At 41.2% G+C, this 16,003-nt stretch carries 14 protein-coding genes, 1 pseudogene and 1 CRISPR repeat array; of the genes and pseudogenes, 4 read left to right on the top strand and 11 right to left on the bottom strand.

Features of this window, described 5'->3' with window-relative positions; all coding sequences use genetic code 11:
• Window positions 1-5 precede the first annotated feature (5 nt).
• The gene (locus AWQ24_RS15255) at window positions 6-380 is read right to left on the bottom strand and encodes a hypothetical protein (protein WP_083993600.1); all 375 of its coding nucleotides are present in this window, start codon (window positions 378-380) and stop codon (window positions 6-8) included.
• Window positions 381-401: 21 nt separating this feature from the next.
• Complete coding sequence (locus AWQ24_RS15250; protein WP_065717515.1) at window positions 402-1,388, bottom strand: ParM/StbA family protein; 987 nt, start codon at window positions 1,386-1,388, stop codon at window positions 402-404.
• 958 nt (window positions 1,389-2,346) lie between these two features.
• On the opposite strand from AWQ24_RS15250, the pseudogene AWQ24_RS16330 reads away from it, so the two are divergent.
• The 3 genes and pseudogenes from AWQ24_RS16330 to AWQ24_RS15235 form a co-directional block, all read left to right on the top strand.
• A pseudogene (locus AWQ24_RS16330) lies at window positions 2,347-2,535 on the top strand (Fic family protein); the annotation flags it as partial.
• 273 nt (window positions 2,536-2,808) lie between these two features.
• Entirely contained in the window at window positions 2,809-3,129 is a 321-nt protein-coding gene (locus AWQ24_RS15240; RefSeq protein ID WP_065711831.1) for a nucleotidyltransferase family protein, read from the top strand.
• Window positions 3,122-3,463 carry a DUF86 domain-containing protein gene (locus AWQ24_RS15235; protein ID WP_030008170.1) on the top strand — a complete coding sequence of 114 codons (342 nt, stop codon included), beginning with the start codon at window positions 3,122-3,124 and terminating at the stop codon, window positions 3,461-3,463. Before AWQ24_RS15240 ends, AWQ24_RS15235 begins: the two co-directional genes overlap by 8 nt.
• A gap of 256 nt (window positions 3,464-3,719) precedes the next feature.
• Window positions 3,720-5,125: direct repeats of the CRISPR family, unit length 37 nt; unit sequence GTTTCAGTCCCGTGATCGGGATTTAGTGGTTAGAAAG.
• A 211-nt stretch (window positions 5,126-5,336) separates the two neighbouring features.
• Here AWQ24_RS15235 and cas2 read toward each other — a convergent pair.
• The 9 genes from cas2 to AWQ24_RS15195 all read right to left on the bottom strand — a co-directional run bounded on the left by cas2 (window position 5,337) and on the right by AWQ24_RS15195 (window position 14,927).
• On the bottom strand, window positions 5,337-5,630 hold the full coding sequence (gene cas2, locus AWQ24_RS15230; RefSeq protein WP_012308495.1) for a CRISPR-associated endonuclease Cas2: 294 nt from the start codon (window positions 5,628-5,630) through the stop codon (window positions 5,337-5,339).
• Entirely contained in the window at window positions 5,627-6,604 is a 978-nt protein-coding gene (cas1d, locus tag AWQ24_RS15225) for a type I-D CRISPR-associated endonuclease Cas1d (protein WP_065717514.1), read from the bottom strand. The genes cas2 and cas1d overlap by 4 nt, the downstream gene beginning before the upstream one ends.
• Window positions 6,605-6,606: 2 nt before the next feature.
• Window positions 6,607-7,185 carry a CRISPR-associated protein Cas4 gene (gene cas4 / locus AWQ24_RS15220; protein ID WP_065717513.1) on the bottom strand — a complete coding sequence of 193 codons (579 nt, stop codon included), beginning with the start codon at window positions 7,183-7,185 and terminating at the stop codon, window positions 6,607-6,609.
• 9 nt (window positions 7,186-7,194) lie between these two features.
• Window positions 7,195-8,031, bottom strand: a complete 837-nt coding sequence (gene cas6, locus AWQ24_RS15215; protein ID WP_065717512.1) for a CRISPR-associated endoribonuclease Cas6 — start codon at window positions 8,029-8,031, stop codon at window positions 7,195-7,197.
• 18 nt (window positions 8,032-8,049) lie between these two features.
• Window positions 8,050-9,438, bottom strand: coding sequence for a CRISPR-associated helicase Cas3' (gene cas3, locus AWQ24_RS16595; protein WP_232318932.1), 1,389 nt, complete (start codon window positions 9,436-9,438; stop codon window positions 8,050-8,052).
• Between the two features lie 23 nt (window positions 9,439-9,461).
• Window positions 9,462-10,757: a DEAD/DEAH box helicase gene (locus AWQ24_RS16590; RefSeq protein ID WP_232318925.1), complete on the bottom strand. Its 1,296-nt coding sequence runs from the start codon at window positions 10,755-10,757 to the stop codon at window positions 9,462-9,464.
• Window positions 10,744-11,433: a hypothetical protein gene (locus tag AWQ24_RS15205; protein ID WP_232309029.1), complete on the bottom strand. Its 690-nt coding sequence runs from the start codon at window positions 11,431-11,433 to the stop codon at window positions 10,744-10,746. Before AWQ24_RS15205 ends, AWQ24_RS16590 begins: the two co-directional genes overlap by 14 nt.
• A gap of 138 nt (window positions 11,434-11,571) precedes the next feature.
• Window positions 11,572-12,456 carry a hypothetical protein gene (locus tag AWQ24_RS15200; protein ID WP_062437137.1) on the bottom strand — a complete coding sequence of 295 codons (885 nt, stop codon included), beginning with the start codon at window positions 12,454-12,456 and terminating at the stop codon, window positions 11,572-11,574.
• A 2-nt stretch (window positions 12,457-12,458) separates the two neighbouring features.
• Window positions 12,459-14,927, bottom strand: a complete 2,469-nt coding sequence (locus tag AWQ24_RS15195) for a hypothetical protein (RefSeq protein ID WP_065717511.1) — start codon at window positions 14,925-14,927, stop codon at window positions 12,459-12,461.
• A gap of 127 nt (window positions 14,928-15,054) precedes the next feature.
• Here AWQ24_RS15195 and AWQ24_RS15190 point away from each other — a divergent pair, with 127 nt between their 5' ends.
• The gene (locus tag AWQ24_RS15190; RefSeq protein WP_065717510.1) at window positions 15,055-15,918 is read left to right on the top strand and encodes a WYL domain-containing protein; all 864 of its coding nucleotides are present in this window, start codon (window positions 15,055-15,057) and stop codon (window positions 15,916-15,918) included.
• Window positions 15,919-16,003: the final 85 nt, after the last annotated feature.

Here is a 16,003-nt window from a genome sequence, read left to right as displayed (position 1 = left end):
ATGCCTCAAAAGGTGTCCTTCGCAAATAATCTGGGGCTAAAACAGGGTGCCTCCTCAGCCTCAATCTCTTCTCCGTCTCTGCTGAATTTTTCCAAGCGTGACAGTGCTTGTGAGTCTTCCAAGGATGAAGGAGAAAGACTGTTAATCAGGGCGGTCAGTTGGTTGATTTCCTGGGATAGTCGCCGGATTGATAGTTCCGCCTGACGCTGAATCTGTTCTGGTGTAGCGTCTTGTTTTTGCAGGATGCGGGGATAATGCAAAATCAGAAGGGCATCTGCCAGTTCTTTTTGCAGGCTCCGACCCTCGCTCTGTTTTAGGTCTTCTAGGATCTGCCGCAGGGGACTATTTGCCTCACTGCGGAAAAAGTGTTGTTTGCTCATTTTTTTCATTGCTTCTATTGTTTATAGGCTGTGTAAAAGTCCGTAACCATCCACCAAACGACAAGCCATCACCCGGTCTTTGATGCCTGATTTCACCAGTCCCCGCACCAGATGATTAGCCCAACTCACCTTTCCTGATAGATGACTGGTAATTTCCTGCTTCAGGAGGAGTGCTGCACCGCCACCACACACCACATAGTCCACAGGTTGTTGTTCTGCCAGAAAGTTCTGGATTTGTTGCCAGTAGAGGGGAAGGCATACTTCCATGGTCTGGTGCACTGCTCTATCGTGATGCTTACCCGTGAAAATCATTTCGGCCAGGGTAATTTCATCTTTATGGCCTGTGCGACGCTGCATTTCTTGCACAAGCCAACGAAAGCCGAGGTTATTGGTCACTGATTCCGCTACTAGGGGAGAACCTTTGTCGGTCACCAGCCATGAGGCATTGCGATGGCCAATCACCAACACTGCCACCCGCGCTGACTGGGGATTAATTTTGGCTGGTAATCCCTGGAGAAAGAGTCCTGCTCCCTCTGGACAGATGGTGATTTCATTGATGTCTAATGAGAGCAATCGCCCACAGTATTCAAACCGCTCCTGGGCAGCAACGAGACTCTCCTCTAGGTGGTCTTTTGTGACATATTCGTCCAAGGGCAGCAGAATCCCCAGGTCTATGGTTGGTGATTCCTGAAGCTGAGTTTGGATATGGGATAGGACTCCCAGAATTTTGTACAGAGCCTTGATGTATTTCAGGTCATTGTTGCGCACCGCGGAACCCTGAAACTTCTTGGCACCGGCACCCAGGAGATAGCAGGCATCGCCATGGGATACCCAAGCATTCTCCACATGGGTATACCCCATCATCCACCCAGAGGAGCGTGGGTAGTCTGGGGGCACTGCCGCGCAGTAGGGGGACATCACAAAACATTGGGTAGAAGTACCCTCTAGGCAATAGGCCACTTTTGTTGCACTACTACCGGGGTCAATCACAATTTTGAGTTTAGACATAATTTATTCCTCCTACTGATGAAGAGAAATTGCCCTGAACAGCACGGATAGAAGTGATTTATTTGTTACACAACTTCATAATGGTTCGTCTGTAAAAGCTGTGATTGTCTTGGGCTGGTCTTGGTTCGGGGGGGCGAATTTTTGCTGAGAATTTTCTCTTATTGATGCTTAGGCTGAAAAGTAAACTTGTATTACTGTTTACTCTGATGGTTAATTGCTGGTTATCCGCTGGGGGTTGGGTGGTATTTTGCTAACATCTGGATAGGTCAATGCAAGTTCTATTCGCAATAGTTGTTGAATGATCCCGGTTTCTTGAGAATTATCAGCAAACAACAGGCAATGAGCCACCTAGCCATGGGCAAAGCGCCATCAACTTCTGACTGTCTAGCCACGGAATCAGAAGCACGCTCTGCCGTTTATCCTCTAGTCAAACCAAGGAAATTTCCCCACACCTTATACACCTCCGGAGGTTTTTTCTGGCGGTGGCAAAATCGCTGCTATCGGAAGCAGATTTCCTTGGGTCGGAAATTTGAGGAAATTTTCCGAGATTTTGGCGATCGCCCATACAACTTTGAAAAAAGTGAGTAATCAAAACAGATATTTTGTTCGTTTCAGTGGTAATTCCTATTGAAATAGGAGGCCCGTATTCTATATCCTTGCCATGGGCATCGGGTCGTTCACCAGCGAGGCCATCTAATGTCCTATCAGCCGCCCTTCACCATTACCCCCCCAAATCATTAACCAGATCAGTATTATCTCTCAGCAGATCGGGGCACTCGACCATTCGCCTCTTACCTCCTCCCCAGCGAAAGCCTGATCAAATAGCACCCCATTCATTTGCTTTATGCTGGATATCATTAATACAACCCTGCGCCAAAACCTGACATTCTCCAGTCCACTATCAACAACAAAAAATAACCCAGGCGATTAAGTAAATGATCAAGCCGATCAAGTAAAACAACTCCTTGCCATTATGGATGACCAATTTTGGAGCACTAATGCTCTAATGGAATCTTTTTCTCTCACCCGTAAACCTACCTTCCGCAAAAACTATCTCTATCCCGCGATCCAGGCTGGGCTAGTGGTGATGAAATATCCGGATAATCCCCGTCATCCCCAGCGAAAGTACAAAAAGGTAGATGGGTAAGTTTGTCGCTATGCCAGGAATAGCATCACCTCCAACGAAATTACAAGCATCAATCGAACTCCTGGCGCTAGACGCAGCGTATCTCTTTGCCCCTGGTGCAAGATGCGAGTGGTTGAAAAGTGTACCCAATTGTAAGGATGGATCGCTAACAGTGGGACGTTTCAGTCCCGTAGTTGGGATTTAGTGGTTGGAAAGTTGAGTTCCCAGGAGCATTACAATTTAACATTCATGAATCGTAATTGTATTTTATCCGCTACTACCCATACTCTAACTATGACTAAACAACAGACAGCCTGTTCTTCAGTAATAACATCAGAACAAGTTCTTGAAACGCTGAGGAACTATCCCAATCTCTTTGAAGAGTTTAGTATTAAAACTCTGGCATTATTTGGGTCAACTGCTCATAATCAAGCCACAGCGACCAGTGACTTAGACTTTGTTGTTGAATTTCAAAATGAAACAACCCTTAGCTTGTACATGGACTTAAAGTTTTTCCTGGAAGAATTATTTAATAAACCGGTTGACTTAGCAACCAAAAAGTCTTTAAAAGAAATCATTCGTGAACAAGTATTGAATGAGGCTAAATATGTCTAGGAGCCTTAAGCTTTACCTCAATGATATTCTAACAAGCATTGACAAAATCCAGGAATATAGTGAGGGTCTGGAAAAAGAAGCATTCTTAAAGCACTCACTTATCTTTGATGCAGTGACCCTTAACCTACAAATCATTGGAGAAGCCAGCAAGAAAATCCCAGAACAAATCCGAAATCAGTATCCACATATTCCATGGCGAAACATCATTGGCCTGAGAAACATTATTGCCCACACATACTTTTACTTGGACGAAGACATTCTTTGGCACACTATCCAGCATGAACTGGAACCACTACAAAAGTGCATCCAGGAACTCTGGGATAAAGAAGCATAACTAACCAAGGCAAAACAGAAAACAGTTTAACCTTTGTCCTTCAACTTCCCGATGCAGTAAACCATAGTCATCATCGACATCAATGTCCAAGTACCATCAAAGCCTACGTTAATTCGATGGCGGAATTCAGCCTCAGACTCATTGGCGTTATATGCCTTAATGAGTTCCATGTAGTCACGGTAAACCCAGTAACTCCAAAAGATAGTAGAGGCCAGAAAGCATAAGGTAAAGAAACGAAACAAGTTTTAAGAAATATGTTTCAGTCCCGTGGTCGGGATTTAGTGGTTGGAAAGTTGGAATGGCTTTTGGGTTTTGGCGTCAATGTCTGTTTCAGTCCCGTGGTCGGGATTTAGTGGTTGGAAAGTCAGGGAAGTAGTTGTCGAACTCGCTCCCTGCTAAGTTTCAGTCCCGTGGTCGGGATTTAGTGGTTGGAAAGTTTTATTGATAAGTCCAACATAACCGTGAATAATACGTTTCAGTCCCGTGGTCGGGATTTAGTGGTTGGAAAGAAGCCATCCCGCAGGCAAAAGCAATGATTAACAAGTTTCAGTCCCGTGGTCGGGATTTAGTGGTTGGAAAGTTTTCAACTTGATGGAAACAGGGCAAACCTCGCTGGTTTCAGTCCCGTGGTCGGGATTTAGTGGTTGGAAAGCCGGCAATGCTTTTGCTATTCTGGCAACGCTGGTTTCAGTCCCGTGGTCGGGATTTAGTGGTTAGAAAGCAGAAGCTTCTGAGGGCAAAGAAGGCAAAACAGGAGTTTCAGTCCCGTGATCGGGATTTAGTGGTTAGAAAGTCAATAACCGAGGCTGTAACGTTGGTGCCCTCATGTTTCAGTCCCGTGATCGGGATTTAGTGGTTAGAAAGTCAATAACCGAGGCTGTAACGTTGGTGCCCTCATGTTTCAGTCCCGTGATCGGGATTTAGTGGTTAGAAAGATGGATCGCTTAATGGATTCTCCGATTTCTCTGTTGTTTCAGTCCCGTGATCGGGATTTAGTGGTTAGAAAGTCGTGACCGTGGTTTGGAAATATCTTCCCTTGTTTCAGTCCCGTGATCGGGATTTAGTGGTTAGAAAGTAAAGCTGCTCTTTGAGATAAGCATTTTCTGCTTTTGTTTCAGTCCCGTGATCGGGATTTAGTGGTTAGAAAGTTGGGGAAAAACCACGCTAGGGTCTGGGTTTGGGAAGTTTCAGTCCCGTGATCGGGATTTAGTGGTTAGAAAGCCAAATTGATTTTAGTCAAGTATCCGGGGTTCTTTTGTTTCAGTCCCGTGATCGGGATTTAGTGGTTAGAAAGTCGCTCGATTGGTCGCGGGCATTGAGAAAGAATTGTTTCAGTCCCGTGATCGGGATTTAGTGGTTAGAAAGTTTGATTCAATTCTGTGACCCTCTTCAACTCTGTTTCTGTTTCAGTCCCGTGATCGGGATTTAGTGGTTAGAAAGTTGTTGGGCGGTAATCGCAAATACTGGGTAACGGATCGCACGTTTCAGTCCCGTGATCGGGATTTAGTGGTTAGAAAGGTTGTTGGGGAAGGTTGCTTCAATACGAGAAAGGGCGTTTCAGTCCCGTGATCGGGATTTAGTGGTTAGAAAGATTTTGCCTTCAGCGGAAAGGACGGCCTTAGCAGGTTTCAGTCCCGTGATCGGGATTTAGTGGTTAGAAAGTCCGCGAGCCAGGACTCTTACGATACCTAGCTTTGCAAAGCTCATTTGGCAGATGTCGCTCCATGCATCCAATTTTACCCATGATCGCTCTATAAATTGTTGACCTTTAAGTATTGAAAAGTATTGAGTTTTCAAGGTTCTAGAGGTTTTGGCAAAGTCCCTAGGATTTTTGGTCACGCTATGGGTTTGCCAATTTGATTTTAGGTCAAATCTAAAGAATGATGCTACCTGGTTTTTCTGGTGTAGATGTACCGTAGGCGATCGCCTTTTTAACAGCAGTGGCATCAAGGATATAGATACAGACAGCATCTTCATCTGGTTTGATCAATTTTTCTATCGAAGTTTGTAATTTTGCAAATTGCTTTGTCGTCAGAAAACATTCAAAAACACTAAATTGTTTCCAAGTGCCATAACCCGATAATAAATCAAACAAACGCTTGCGGCGCTTATCCCCTGCCTTTGTAGAAGGTAAGTCGTAAATGATCAGGTAAAAAAGAGTGTTCATCGAATGATTAACGGTTCGTAGGGAATCCCTTCCTGTAGGTGCCTTGCGAGCAATCTAGCCTGTAACTCAATGGCCCGGCGATAACTGCACTTGTAGTTAAAAATGGGATGTTTAAATTCTGAACAAAGTTTGCGATCAAAGGCAGATAAAAAGACCTTACAAGCATCATCTTTGAGACGGTAAGCACCAAGACTTTCATTAAAATCTTTGGGTTTAATTTCTTTTTGTTTGAGGACAGTCAAAACAACGCTATCGGCAATTAGAGGACGGAATTCTTCCATAAGGTCGAGAACGAGGGCGGGCTGACCACGGGTGGTTTCATGGAGGAAGCCGATGTAGGGATCGAGTCCAGCAATGTGGGCCGCAGCAGTCACTTGGGTGCGGAGTAAGCCATAACCAAAGCTGAGTAAAGCATTGACGGGGTCGGTGGGGGGACGACGAAAACGTCCAGTGAATTCCCAAGAATCTCCAAGGATATCTTGCCAGCAGGCGAAATATTCCCGTGCGGCTAAACCTTCAACACCCCGCACTTCATCGAGGGAATGTTTCTGTAAAACGAGTTTTTCGCGACCTTTGAGGGGATTTTCTTTTTGGCCGCGACGGTAGAGGAGATTGTATTGGTTGTGGATTTTACCTTTGGCGATCGCCTTAACGATATCGAGGCGTTGTTGGGGATTTTCATGGGCGCGAAATTGAGCAAGACGCAGTTGACCATTGCGGGATTCACTGGGGAGAGCAGAGCCAACATATTTACCAAAGCGACTGAGATAATGCACAGGTAAACCAAGTTCTAGGGCATATCCAAAGGCTTCCCCTGTCATGCTGGGATAACCCAGAAGAACAATATCTTCCAAGGTTTGAGCGGGAATCGATTGTTTTTTCCATGTGCCATCTTCAGATTTCAGGGCAATCTTGAATGCTTCTTGTTGTTTGCTCAGAATGGCATCTGGTTGAGTTAAGTATAGCGTTGACATGGTTAATGGGATTTAACGAGTTTTTTGATTTCTTCAGGGAGGCACAAACGCTTTAGGCTGCAATCAGTGCACTTTTTTTGATTGGTGATTGGCAGAGGCATGGGCTTATCTGAGGCAAGGTGAGCAGCTATAATTGCCTGTTCTGTTTGGGTGCGTAGAACTTGGGTAAACTCCACTTGTTGTCGCCGTCGATTGCCGTAATAGAAAATTTCACCGTAGGGAATTTTTTGTTTGGTGCGTTCTTCTAAACATAGAGCTGCAGCGCAAAGTTGAAAATGATCATTGGGGTGCTTCCCCATTTTTCCTTTCTTATATTCGAGGGGAATCAGTAAACCATCAGTCTCTTCTACCGCATCGATAATGCCCTTAATTTTTAGGCGATCGCTCCAAACCCATTGCTGCCTATGAATTCGGGTATCTCCTTCAGTTGATGTCCCAGCTTGATCAATATTCCGATGAAGATGGTTTCCCCGAATAATATGGTCATTAATTTCCATCTCCCCAAGTACATATTCAAAGTAAAAACGTCTTGGGCAATATTCCCATGCATTTAGATAGGCGAGAGGTAGATAATCGTCCATTTTAAACCTTTAATATCTAGAAACTTGTCCCATACCCATCGGCGTTTTTCGTCCTATACCTGCATAAAAAGAAAAGTCAGCTAAGGTATTAATTTGCTTGATAATTTGGGCATTTACATCTCCTAAAATACTGAAACTCATTTCACCAACACAGCCAATAAATTTACTCCGTTTATCGCTGACCATTTCAGTTCTAATATCAAAGAAACTAGGATAAATAGGCTCGAAAATAGTCTCTGTAAATTCAAAAGGAATTTCACTATATTGATTCCATCGCTTAAGCAAACTCCGAAAAATCAAGTCTCGATCTGGTAGAGAAACATCGTATTGTGTTTTTCTGAATGCTGTAGGTGTACAGAATCTAAAATTTATTTTTCTTGCCTGTTGTGAAGTTCGGCTATCTGTGCCATCAAGGGCTTGTTCATAGAGTCTGGTGTAAGAAATAAAGTTTGCCCATGGCTGTTGTGACTGGGGATTGGAAAGAATACTGACAATATCAAGCTGGGCAGACCCTAGCTGCCAAGGTTCCGTGCGGTTTATATTTAGCCAGAGATGAGCTAGTTTTCCAAATAGGCTGTCATCCAATAAGGTAATGCGCCACCAACAGGAAGTTCCAGGGGCGATCGCCCGATGATAGCTCCATTGCATTAGCTTACGATTGAGCTTGATCTGCACTGGACTGAGGGTAAAGGCTTTTTCACTCTGTTGTTGGTGCAGTTGTGTCCCCAGGTCTTTATCAACGGAACTAACCAGGTCAAGAAATAGAGCGTGAAGATTACGACCATTAAGATGGGTTTTTAGCAGTGGCGATCGCGGGACAAAATTAATAACTAAACTGTAGGGCATTTTTCTAGAAAACTATAATTAGTTTATATTTTCTTTGATGTAAGAAATGATTGATTTATGTTTTTCTCCATTCTTTTCACAAATATGAAGAAGTTTCTCCTCTGTGCCTTTAGAGGCAATCTTTATGAAGACTTTAGGCAAATCTACAAATCCCAACTCTGAATCATATTGATAATTTTCTAATGCATGAGCAAAGCATAAGCCTATTTGATCTTCGTTTCTTATTGTCACCAGAATATTTTTGTTATAAGCACTGCCCCATCGTAAACTTCGTTTACTCCATTTAGTTTGATCTTTGTCATAAAATTGTTCCTGAACATTCACATGGGCATACTCACTCCCACCACAAAGTCTTTCAATAGGAACTGTTATAGAATGTGGTTTTTCATCAGTAATATCAACTTCACTAGAGTGATCTTTACCGATAAATTGTAAAGTTACGGAAGGCTGCCAGCTACGGGTTGGAATTACCCCTTTTTCGTGAGTTCCCTGACAAGTTAAATCACTACCATAGACATAATCATGGAGCATGGAGAAAGTCTCTAATACTCGATAATCATCAACTTGTTGCTGAGAAAAAATGCAATCTCCAACTGCTTCTGCATCAAATTCATTTAATTGAGAAAGAACTGATCGATAGTTATTCCAAGCTTCTGTATCTAAAGTATTGAGAAAATCAGGAATGCGATCGCCCACTACAATTACTTTTGCATCTTGGACATTACCACGACGATTACAACGACCTACTCGTTGAATTAAATTCTCTGGGGGACAAATTTGAGTAATCAAAGTTTCTGCATTGAGATCACAGCCAACTTCAATGGCTCTAGTCGTTACCAAAATGTAAGGTTGCCCATTGTCATCTCGTTGTTTGATTTGTTGATAAATATCTGGTCTAAGCTGATCTGCAATTCGACCATGGTAGAGAAATAAGTTATCTGGATTTAGTTTCTCCTTAAGTTTTAGATATACACCCACTGCATCCTTAACGGTCTCTACAATTAGCAATATTCTGCGTTGAGGTTTTGCTTTAATTTCTTCAAGGGCGATCGCCGTTACTTGTTCTTGAAAATTACTAGAATCGAAACTGCCATCTTCTTGTTCTTCTCCAATAGAAATTTTATCCAAATAATCAAAGCTCCTCAATTTAGGTTCAACAAAATCAGAAAAATCTAGAGGCTCTAAATAATCAAAAGTTTTTATGAGTTTTTCCGGCATAGTTGCCGTCATTAAAACAAGTGATCGACCTTGTTCATAAAGTGACTTCACCAAACTTTGGAAGTTGGTAAAGGCAATATTTTCATAGCTATGGGCTTCATCAAAGCAAATCAAAGTTTTTTGCTGCTGGATGCGATGGGGAAAAATAAATGATTTTTGTTTATCCCCAAAGGCGAAATAGCGATAAATAAATTTATCTAGGGTAGTTAGAATTACATCGCCTTTATATAAATGGCGACGAGGGTTATTTTGGGTTTAAAATTTTCACCATTTCCATATAATTTTCTTGTCATTACCGAGCCTGTATCAATGACTAAAGAAAATTGGCGATCTTGATTCTCTTCTAGAGCAGAAAATCGAGTTAGATATTTATCAATCCGTTCTGATTGATCTTCAATTAAACTTCTCGTCGGCAAAACCAAAAATAAACGGTTGCGATTGGCTAATGCAGGAAATAATATTGCCTCTGTTTTACCGGAGCCAGTAGGAGCTTTGAGCAGTAGTGCGGGATATTTATCCTCTCCGATAATGTTATCCATTACTGCCTGTTGCATTTCATTAGGAGTAAAACTCTTATCTTCTGGAATTTTCAGGTATAAAGTATTACAGTCTATAGCTCCTAATTTTTCATTGACTAGCCGTTTCAGGATAATAATATGCTTATTATTTCTTGTTGAATTAATATCACAATTATTGTTCCACCAGTCTTTCACTGCCTTGTTAAGTCGTTTTGCCCAATCCGTCTCTTTATCTTTTAGGCGATCGCCTTGATAGCTTTCCATCTCCTGCTTTAAATCTTTAGGGAAAGGCATCGACCATGTGGTGAGTGGTAATGATATTTCAGAAACATCATCACCAAATACCCAAGGCTCTAGAGAAAACTTATAATTATTTTGAGGATCTTGGACAATATTGAAATCCATAAAAGCTCGGCTTTCTGCCTGCTCGTCATCATCATAAAAACGACAAGCAATCTCTGCTTCTATCTGATCGCACATTTCTAAAATGTATAGTTCTCTAGCATAAGCAAGGGGATCAGCTTCTAGGATTTCTCGATACTGGCTCGCTTTACCCAATAAATTATTAGACTGAGCTAATGTTTTTAATTTATAGCTATCCCTTGCAATATCATGGATAGAGAAATCATGATGTCCTTTTGCAAGGTATTCTGCCCAAGGCTCATGCTTGTCCTCTGCTAGAAAGCGATGACCACTAAATGAATAAATTAATTTGGGTTTATTGTTTTTAACCTCTACTTTGAATTTGAACTTTTGAGGTTTACCCATGTCATGAATTTTAGCGGCTCTCAAAGTTCTTTTCTTAGCTGCATCAAGATCTGCTATATTTACAAACTCTGGTGATTGCCAATTCCATAAACTAACCAGTTTAGTGACATTTGCCACGTGATTACCTAATGGCTGGAACAGTAAATTCTTAGGAATTTTGTTTTTTCCATCAGGAAAAAAAACTCTTCCGAAAATAAATTGTCTCTTTTTAGCTTGGATCATTTCTACTTAATAGGCTAACTAATGAGCTAGGGATAAAAATATTTTCCTGATCAGTCCAGTAATTTAGTATGGGATGATTAGCTGAATCAGAATAGTAGGCTCCTGTAAAAGGAATAAAGCCATCAACCGCTGTGGGTTCTTCTCCCCAAACACCTGTTTCTTCAAGTTGTGCATAGGCTTCCTTTTGCCATCGATAATGGTAAAGATTGTAAATATCGCAGCCTCCATACCATTGAGAATTTTGAATCAAATCATCCGCAGGAACCACAGTAGAAGGAGTTGCTGCACATTCTTCTTCGATCATCTCAATGACTTCAGAAGCCTTTTCGACATAGGCATAACCTTCTTTCCCGATATAGCAACCAAAACCTTCTACAGCGCGTAAAGCCTCTAATTTTTTTGCAGATTGTGAGATAACAAAGCCGCTTAACTGTTCTGTAAAGAAATATTCCCAAGTATGGAGTTGAAAATTTTTACCTTTACCTTTGATAACTAACTTAGAAAAGTCATCATGGTTAAACTCTTGCATCCCTTTACGATAGGTGCGATGAATGCCAGTCCATTCACTTAGATCCGGATATGCACCTAAGGTGATGTAATCCGGTGGTAGTAAATAGGTTGGTGGTTTTTCTTTATTAACCTTTGTCTCAGGAATATCTAAGCCAGCTTTCATCATGGTCAGTCGCCGTAGAAAACCAGACAAACTTGTGGGAGGAACAAAGGGGTAGGTTGCAATGTTTAAGATCGAACCGGGGATCATCCTAAACGTCATTGCCGCCGTAGGTTTTATGGTGAGTTGGAGGCAATACATGGCTTATTTCTGGAGAACATTATCAACGAACGTACTGGAATAATCTTGTAATTTTGCTAGGGCGGTGTCTCCGATCCATCGTTCAAAGTGATTGAGTTCAACATGATTTTCGCTTTCATGCTCTGGAATTTGTGACAGACGAATAAAATCATTTACGGCAATCTCTGGATCGGTCACAGAAGGAGAGATTACAGGTCTTTTTCCTCGTGGAACAAGGTAACGATCTACCACTAATAAAGGTTGATGTGTATCTGGGTTTTCGGCGATCGCCACCCCTTTAGGATTACCGGAGCCAATGCGTGGGAGAGCATCAAGAAAGGCATAGGCAACAGCGGCAAAATCTTGATCCGTAATGCTTAAGCCGTGGTTAGAAACAGGGTATAGAATACCGGGCTGATTGTATTGCCGCTTAAAAGGAATGGGTGTTTCATCCTTGCCACTTTTTGGGCTTGCCATACGGGATGGGTGCATTGCCCGCTGCTTCTCTTCTGGATCAATGTTTTGAATCGCGACACCGCCACCGTGGCTTACGCGACCGATCAATGTTTTCTTGCCAGCTTCTAAACCACCAAATACAGAGCAAATTGGGCATTCAATTTCTGCACAGGTAGCAGGAATTCCGCATTTCAGCTTATCGCCTAACAGAGTGCCATCTTTATGGGGCGCCCAAATCAAACAACGTCGTTCAACACCCCGTCTTTTAGTTGGCGAGATATAGCATTTTTCTAAAGATTGACCATCACGAGTGCTAAGTTTAACAACCTCTACCATGTTGACGTTGACTTGTACTTCATGCCCTAAATAAAGCTCTTGAGAGCCTTCAAGAATGGCATAGATATCAAAGTGAAGACGAGTATTATTATTGATTTGGGGTAATCCAGTAGCCATTTTTAATTATCTCCAGAATTTTTAGATTTACGGACAAGTTCGGGGAAACGAGTATAAAGAGAAAGTTTCAATTGATAGGTTAATTCTTTCCAATCTTTCTCTTGAGAATAGTTATCACTGTCTGCAAAATGAGCATAGGCATTGGTGACATCATCAATATAAAGTTGTAACCAAGTTTTTCCTTCTTTCTCTTGTTCTCGGTTTGATTGACCAAGCGTTTGTAAAAGCTCTTGAGTTTGCTGATAAATAAAATAGTTATCAGGATTCTTCCAAAGTCGAGCCTGAACAATTGTCTCAACTCCTAAGGTTGCGTAATAACCAAAAAAGTTGGGATCATCAACTTTTTCAATTAATTTACTCATCTCTCTACGATAGTCTTCCTCTTTTTCTTTAGACTTTAGAGAACTTTCCATAGAGCCAACAAAGGCAGCCGTTAAACCCGTTAAGGCAGCAACATCTTTATAAAGACGCGCTCGTTTAGCTAGTCGCTTATTAGAGGTCATGTTATTTCCTAAATCATGTTGGATAGTTTGCCAGTAAAGTTGACGTACTTTTTCTAATTCAAAACAATCGGAGTAAGTAACATTTTTAGTTATTGAATATTCTGCTAAATAGGGCATGTCTTTTTGTATATGGCGGATAGCATCTCCTAGCTTTAGATTGATTTCTTTTCCGCTCTCAATAATGCTTTGTCCATAGCCTGCCATGATTCCTTTAACGAAAATAAGATGGCGGTTAGATAAAATAATCGGCTCACTTGCTTGGGTGATTAAAGAAAACTTAAAGTCTTGTAATACCTCCACGCTAAATAATGAAGCAACTTTGGCGATCGCATATTGTACTTGTCCCAATTTTGAGGATGCAGCATCACCTTTTTTTGTTTTGTCAGAAGTGAGAACAATATATTTACCTGCGTTGAGATTCATTTCTTTACAGGTCAGCATCCTCAGATAATCTTTCAGTTTGAGTTGAGTTGATATCTGATTGTCCGCTGCTTCTAGTTTTAAAATAATGCTCTCATCGGTCACCTTTAAAGGCGAAGCAAATGCTAACAATGCACAGGAATCACAGATATGGGGTCTTCCCTCACCCGATGCTGATTGACGGCGTTGGGATGGTCGCTCAAACATGAAGCGCAATACCTGCCACTTCGCTTTTTTAGGATCAAGACCCACACCGCAGGCATAGCAAAATTCCTTATGATCATCCCCCGGCGATCGCGATCGGGGCGGAATTATTTCTTCCGTTAAAATGGGAGCAGGCAGTGGGTCAAATTTGTTGTTTTTTAATATTTCTAATAGACGATATATTTCAATAATACATTTGACGAAATAGTCACTTTTTTTCCCAATTTGATCAATTGCTGTTTTACTAAACTTTTTACTAAGCTCTGCAATTGATGTAAACGTTTCTTGATTTTTATTTTTGTCTATTTCAAGAAATTTAAATGGATCTTTTTGGCTATCAGCAAATACTTTCTGCTTATCAATGATAAATTCTTCACCAAATACAACCTTGCTTAATAATGTTTGTTCCTCTTTTTTCATTTTTTTTGATTTTTTCGAATCAATCTCGCTAGAATTTAGCTGTGAACTAATAGATTCAAGCTTTTTATATATATCTTGATGCTCTGCTAAAACTTCTCCAAATTTTTTGGCGAATTTATCGATATTTTTTTGGCTTTTTTCTTGTGCCTCTTTAATATCTTTAAGTATCTTTTTTCTGTCTTTATCAGCTATTGTTTCTTTCTCCAACTCTAGATTCCATTTCTTAATATTTATACATCTATTTTCGTACTGTTCTTTGGTGTATTGCCAAACAGCGTAATACCAAGCACATAAGATAATAGCCTGTCCTCTAGTGGCTATTGGAAGAGTTGGGGCATTAAAGCCTCTCTCTGCAAGTTTGATAGAGTTAAGCATAGCTACAAAGGTCTGCATTAAGCCCGGTAATTCATACTGAGGTAAACCATAGTCAGAAAAAGCAACTTTCTGTAAAAACTTTCGCCATAATTGCTCAAAGTCAAGAATAGTACCATCGGGAATAAATAGCTCTACATGGCGATCGCTCTCATTTAAAACTGCAATTTTATAGACTTTTTGTAAATATTCTAAGTAACGCTCAATAATGCTTTCAGTGGATAATCGAGCTTGCAATTCTCCCGGTAATGTCGATTTAAAGAGAATTTTTAAAGATCCAATTTCCTGATTCTGAAAATAGATTTTGTTTGCTTTAATATGTAAATTCCATAGAAAATCAACATTGTTATTTGAAGGCAATATATTTAATTGCCGTATCAGTTGAGAATTGCTAAAGTTTTTTGCGATTGATTGAGCTATAACCTTAATCTCAGAATTAGATTTTAAGCTAATAATTAGTGAATTTTTGGCACTTCTCTCAAGCAACTGTGAGCAGGAGACTGCACTTACTAAAATTTTCAAGGCCCGTAATCGCTGAGAACTAATAAACATGAGCTTCAAAGTAGCGGTAGAGAGATATCACTCGAAAGTGTCCGTAAATCCTTGTTGATATCAATCATAACTGACAAAATTGAAATTAGATCACAGTGTAAGGACAAAGTACACGGACACTTTTGGTATGAGTCGAAGAGGCCAGTCAGTTACGTTATCGCTAAGGGAGTTGGAAAAAGCTCAGCTTGAGGAGTTGGCCCTAGAGTTTGGCTGTGAGTGGGGCGATCGCCCGAATATCTCTAAGCTCATTCAGAAGATTGCTAAACGGGAGCTAAAAATTGCGCCGAATAACGATTGGCAATTGGAACGAATCAATGCGTTGGAACGAATACGGATATTTCTAATTGATGCAGGGCAGATCGATGAGGCGATCGCCCTTGCCCAGATTTTGAGCGAACGGAGTGAACTAGAGAACATTGCCCTCAGACAAGAGATCGAAAAATTTTTACAGCAGCCTCTCCCCCCTTGGCGACAAAAGATTGACAATTTTATTCGTCGTCAACAGCCCTTTCAACTCTCTTATCAAGATCCAAGGGAAAATACATGGACATTTTCTATTCACCACGCTCAGATCGTCACCCACGAAAAACGCCAATACCTCGACTGTTGGGCAACGGAAACGGAAGGAAATCTTGATTTACCTAAACTGCAACACAATTGGAGTTTGCGTTTAGACCGGATTCAGGATGCTGCCGTCAGTCCCCTCAATGAAAAATGGCGATCGCACCTCGATAGCATTTCTGTAGAACTACACCTGTATCGAGGATTGGCTTTTGCTTATCAAGGGAAAAGTACCGATGTCTATAATGACTGGCATCCAGAGCTCCCTAAAACGCGCCAAGTCATTCGCCAGGTAACCAGTACCTTTTGGTTTTTCCGTGAAATCTTACCCTACGGGAAAGATTGTAAGATTATTGGCCCTCAATCTATCAGTGATCTTTTTAAACAAGATCTTGAGGCACTCTACCAAATGTATCACCCAAAACATTGATATTCTTCCTTACAAAGCTACGCAAACTAAAGAGTTTTATCCAGAGCATTTTGCTGGTGAAGTCATGTTTCAGGACGACAATACC

The sequence above is a fragment of the Picosynechococcus sp. PCC 8807 genome (assembly GCF_001693295.1).
GTDB lineage: Bacteria > Cyanobacteriota > Cyanobacteriia > Cyanobacteriales > MRBY01 > MRBY01.
The sequence above is the reverse complement of the archived record's forward strand: the minus strand, read 5'-3'. Positions and strand labels throughout refer to the sequence as shown.

Excerpts from the sequence above, each read along its gene's own strand:
- AWQ24_RS15255 (WP_083993600.1), bottom strand. The coding sequence starts at position 380 with ATGAGCAAACAACACTTTTTCCGCAGTGAGGCAAATAGTCCCCTGCGG.
- AWQ24_RS15250 (WP_065717515.1), bottom strand. The coding sequence starts at position 1,388 with ATGTCTAAACTCAAAATTGTGATTGACCCCGGTAGTAGTGCAACAAAA.
- AWQ24_RS15240 (WP_065711831.1), top strand. The coding sequence starts at position 2,809 with ATGACTAAACAACAGACAGCCTGTTCTTCAGTAATAACATCAGAACAA.
- AWQ24_RS15235 (WP_030008170.1), top strand. The coding sequence starts at position 3,122 with ATGTCTAGGAGCCTTAAGCTTTACCTCAATGATATTCTAACAAGCATT.
- cas2 (WP_012308495.1), bottom strand. The coding sequence starts at position 5,630 with ATGAACACTCTTTTTTACCTGATCATTTACGACTTACCTTCTACAAAG.
- cas1d (WP_065717514.1), bottom strand. The coding sequence starts at position 6,604 with ATGTCAACGCTATACTTAACTCAACCAGATGCCATTCTGAGCAAACAA.
- cas4 (WP_065717513.1), bottom strand. The coding sequence starts at position 7,185 with ATGGACGATTATCTACCTCTCGCCTATCTAAATGCATGGGAATATTGC.
- cas6 (WP_065717512.1), bottom strand. The coding sequence starts at position 8,031 with ATGCCCTACAGTTTAGTTATTAATTTTGTCCCGCGATCGCCACTGCTA.
- AWQ24_RS16590 (WP_232318925.1), bottom strand. The coding sequence starts at position 10,757 with ATGATCCAAGCTAAAAAGAGACAATTTATTTTCGGAAGAGTTTTTTTT.
- AWQ24_RS15205 (WP_232309029.1), bottom strand. The coding sequence starts at position 11,433 with ATGATGAAAGCTGGCTTAGATATTCCTGAGACAAAGGTTAATAAAGAA.
- AWQ24_RS15200 (WP_062437137.1), bottom strand. The coding sequence starts at position 12,456 with ATGGCTACTGGATTACCCCAAATCAATAATAATACTCGTCTTCACTTT.
- AWQ24_RS15195 (WP_065717511.1), bottom strand. The coding sequence starts at position 14,927 with ATGTTTATTAGTTCTCAGCGATTACGGGCCTTGAAAATTTTAGTAAGT.
- AWQ24_RS15190 (WP_065717510.1), top strand. The coding sequence starts at position 15,055 with ATGAGTCGAAGAGGCCAGTCAGTTACGTTATCGCTAAGGGAGTTGGAA.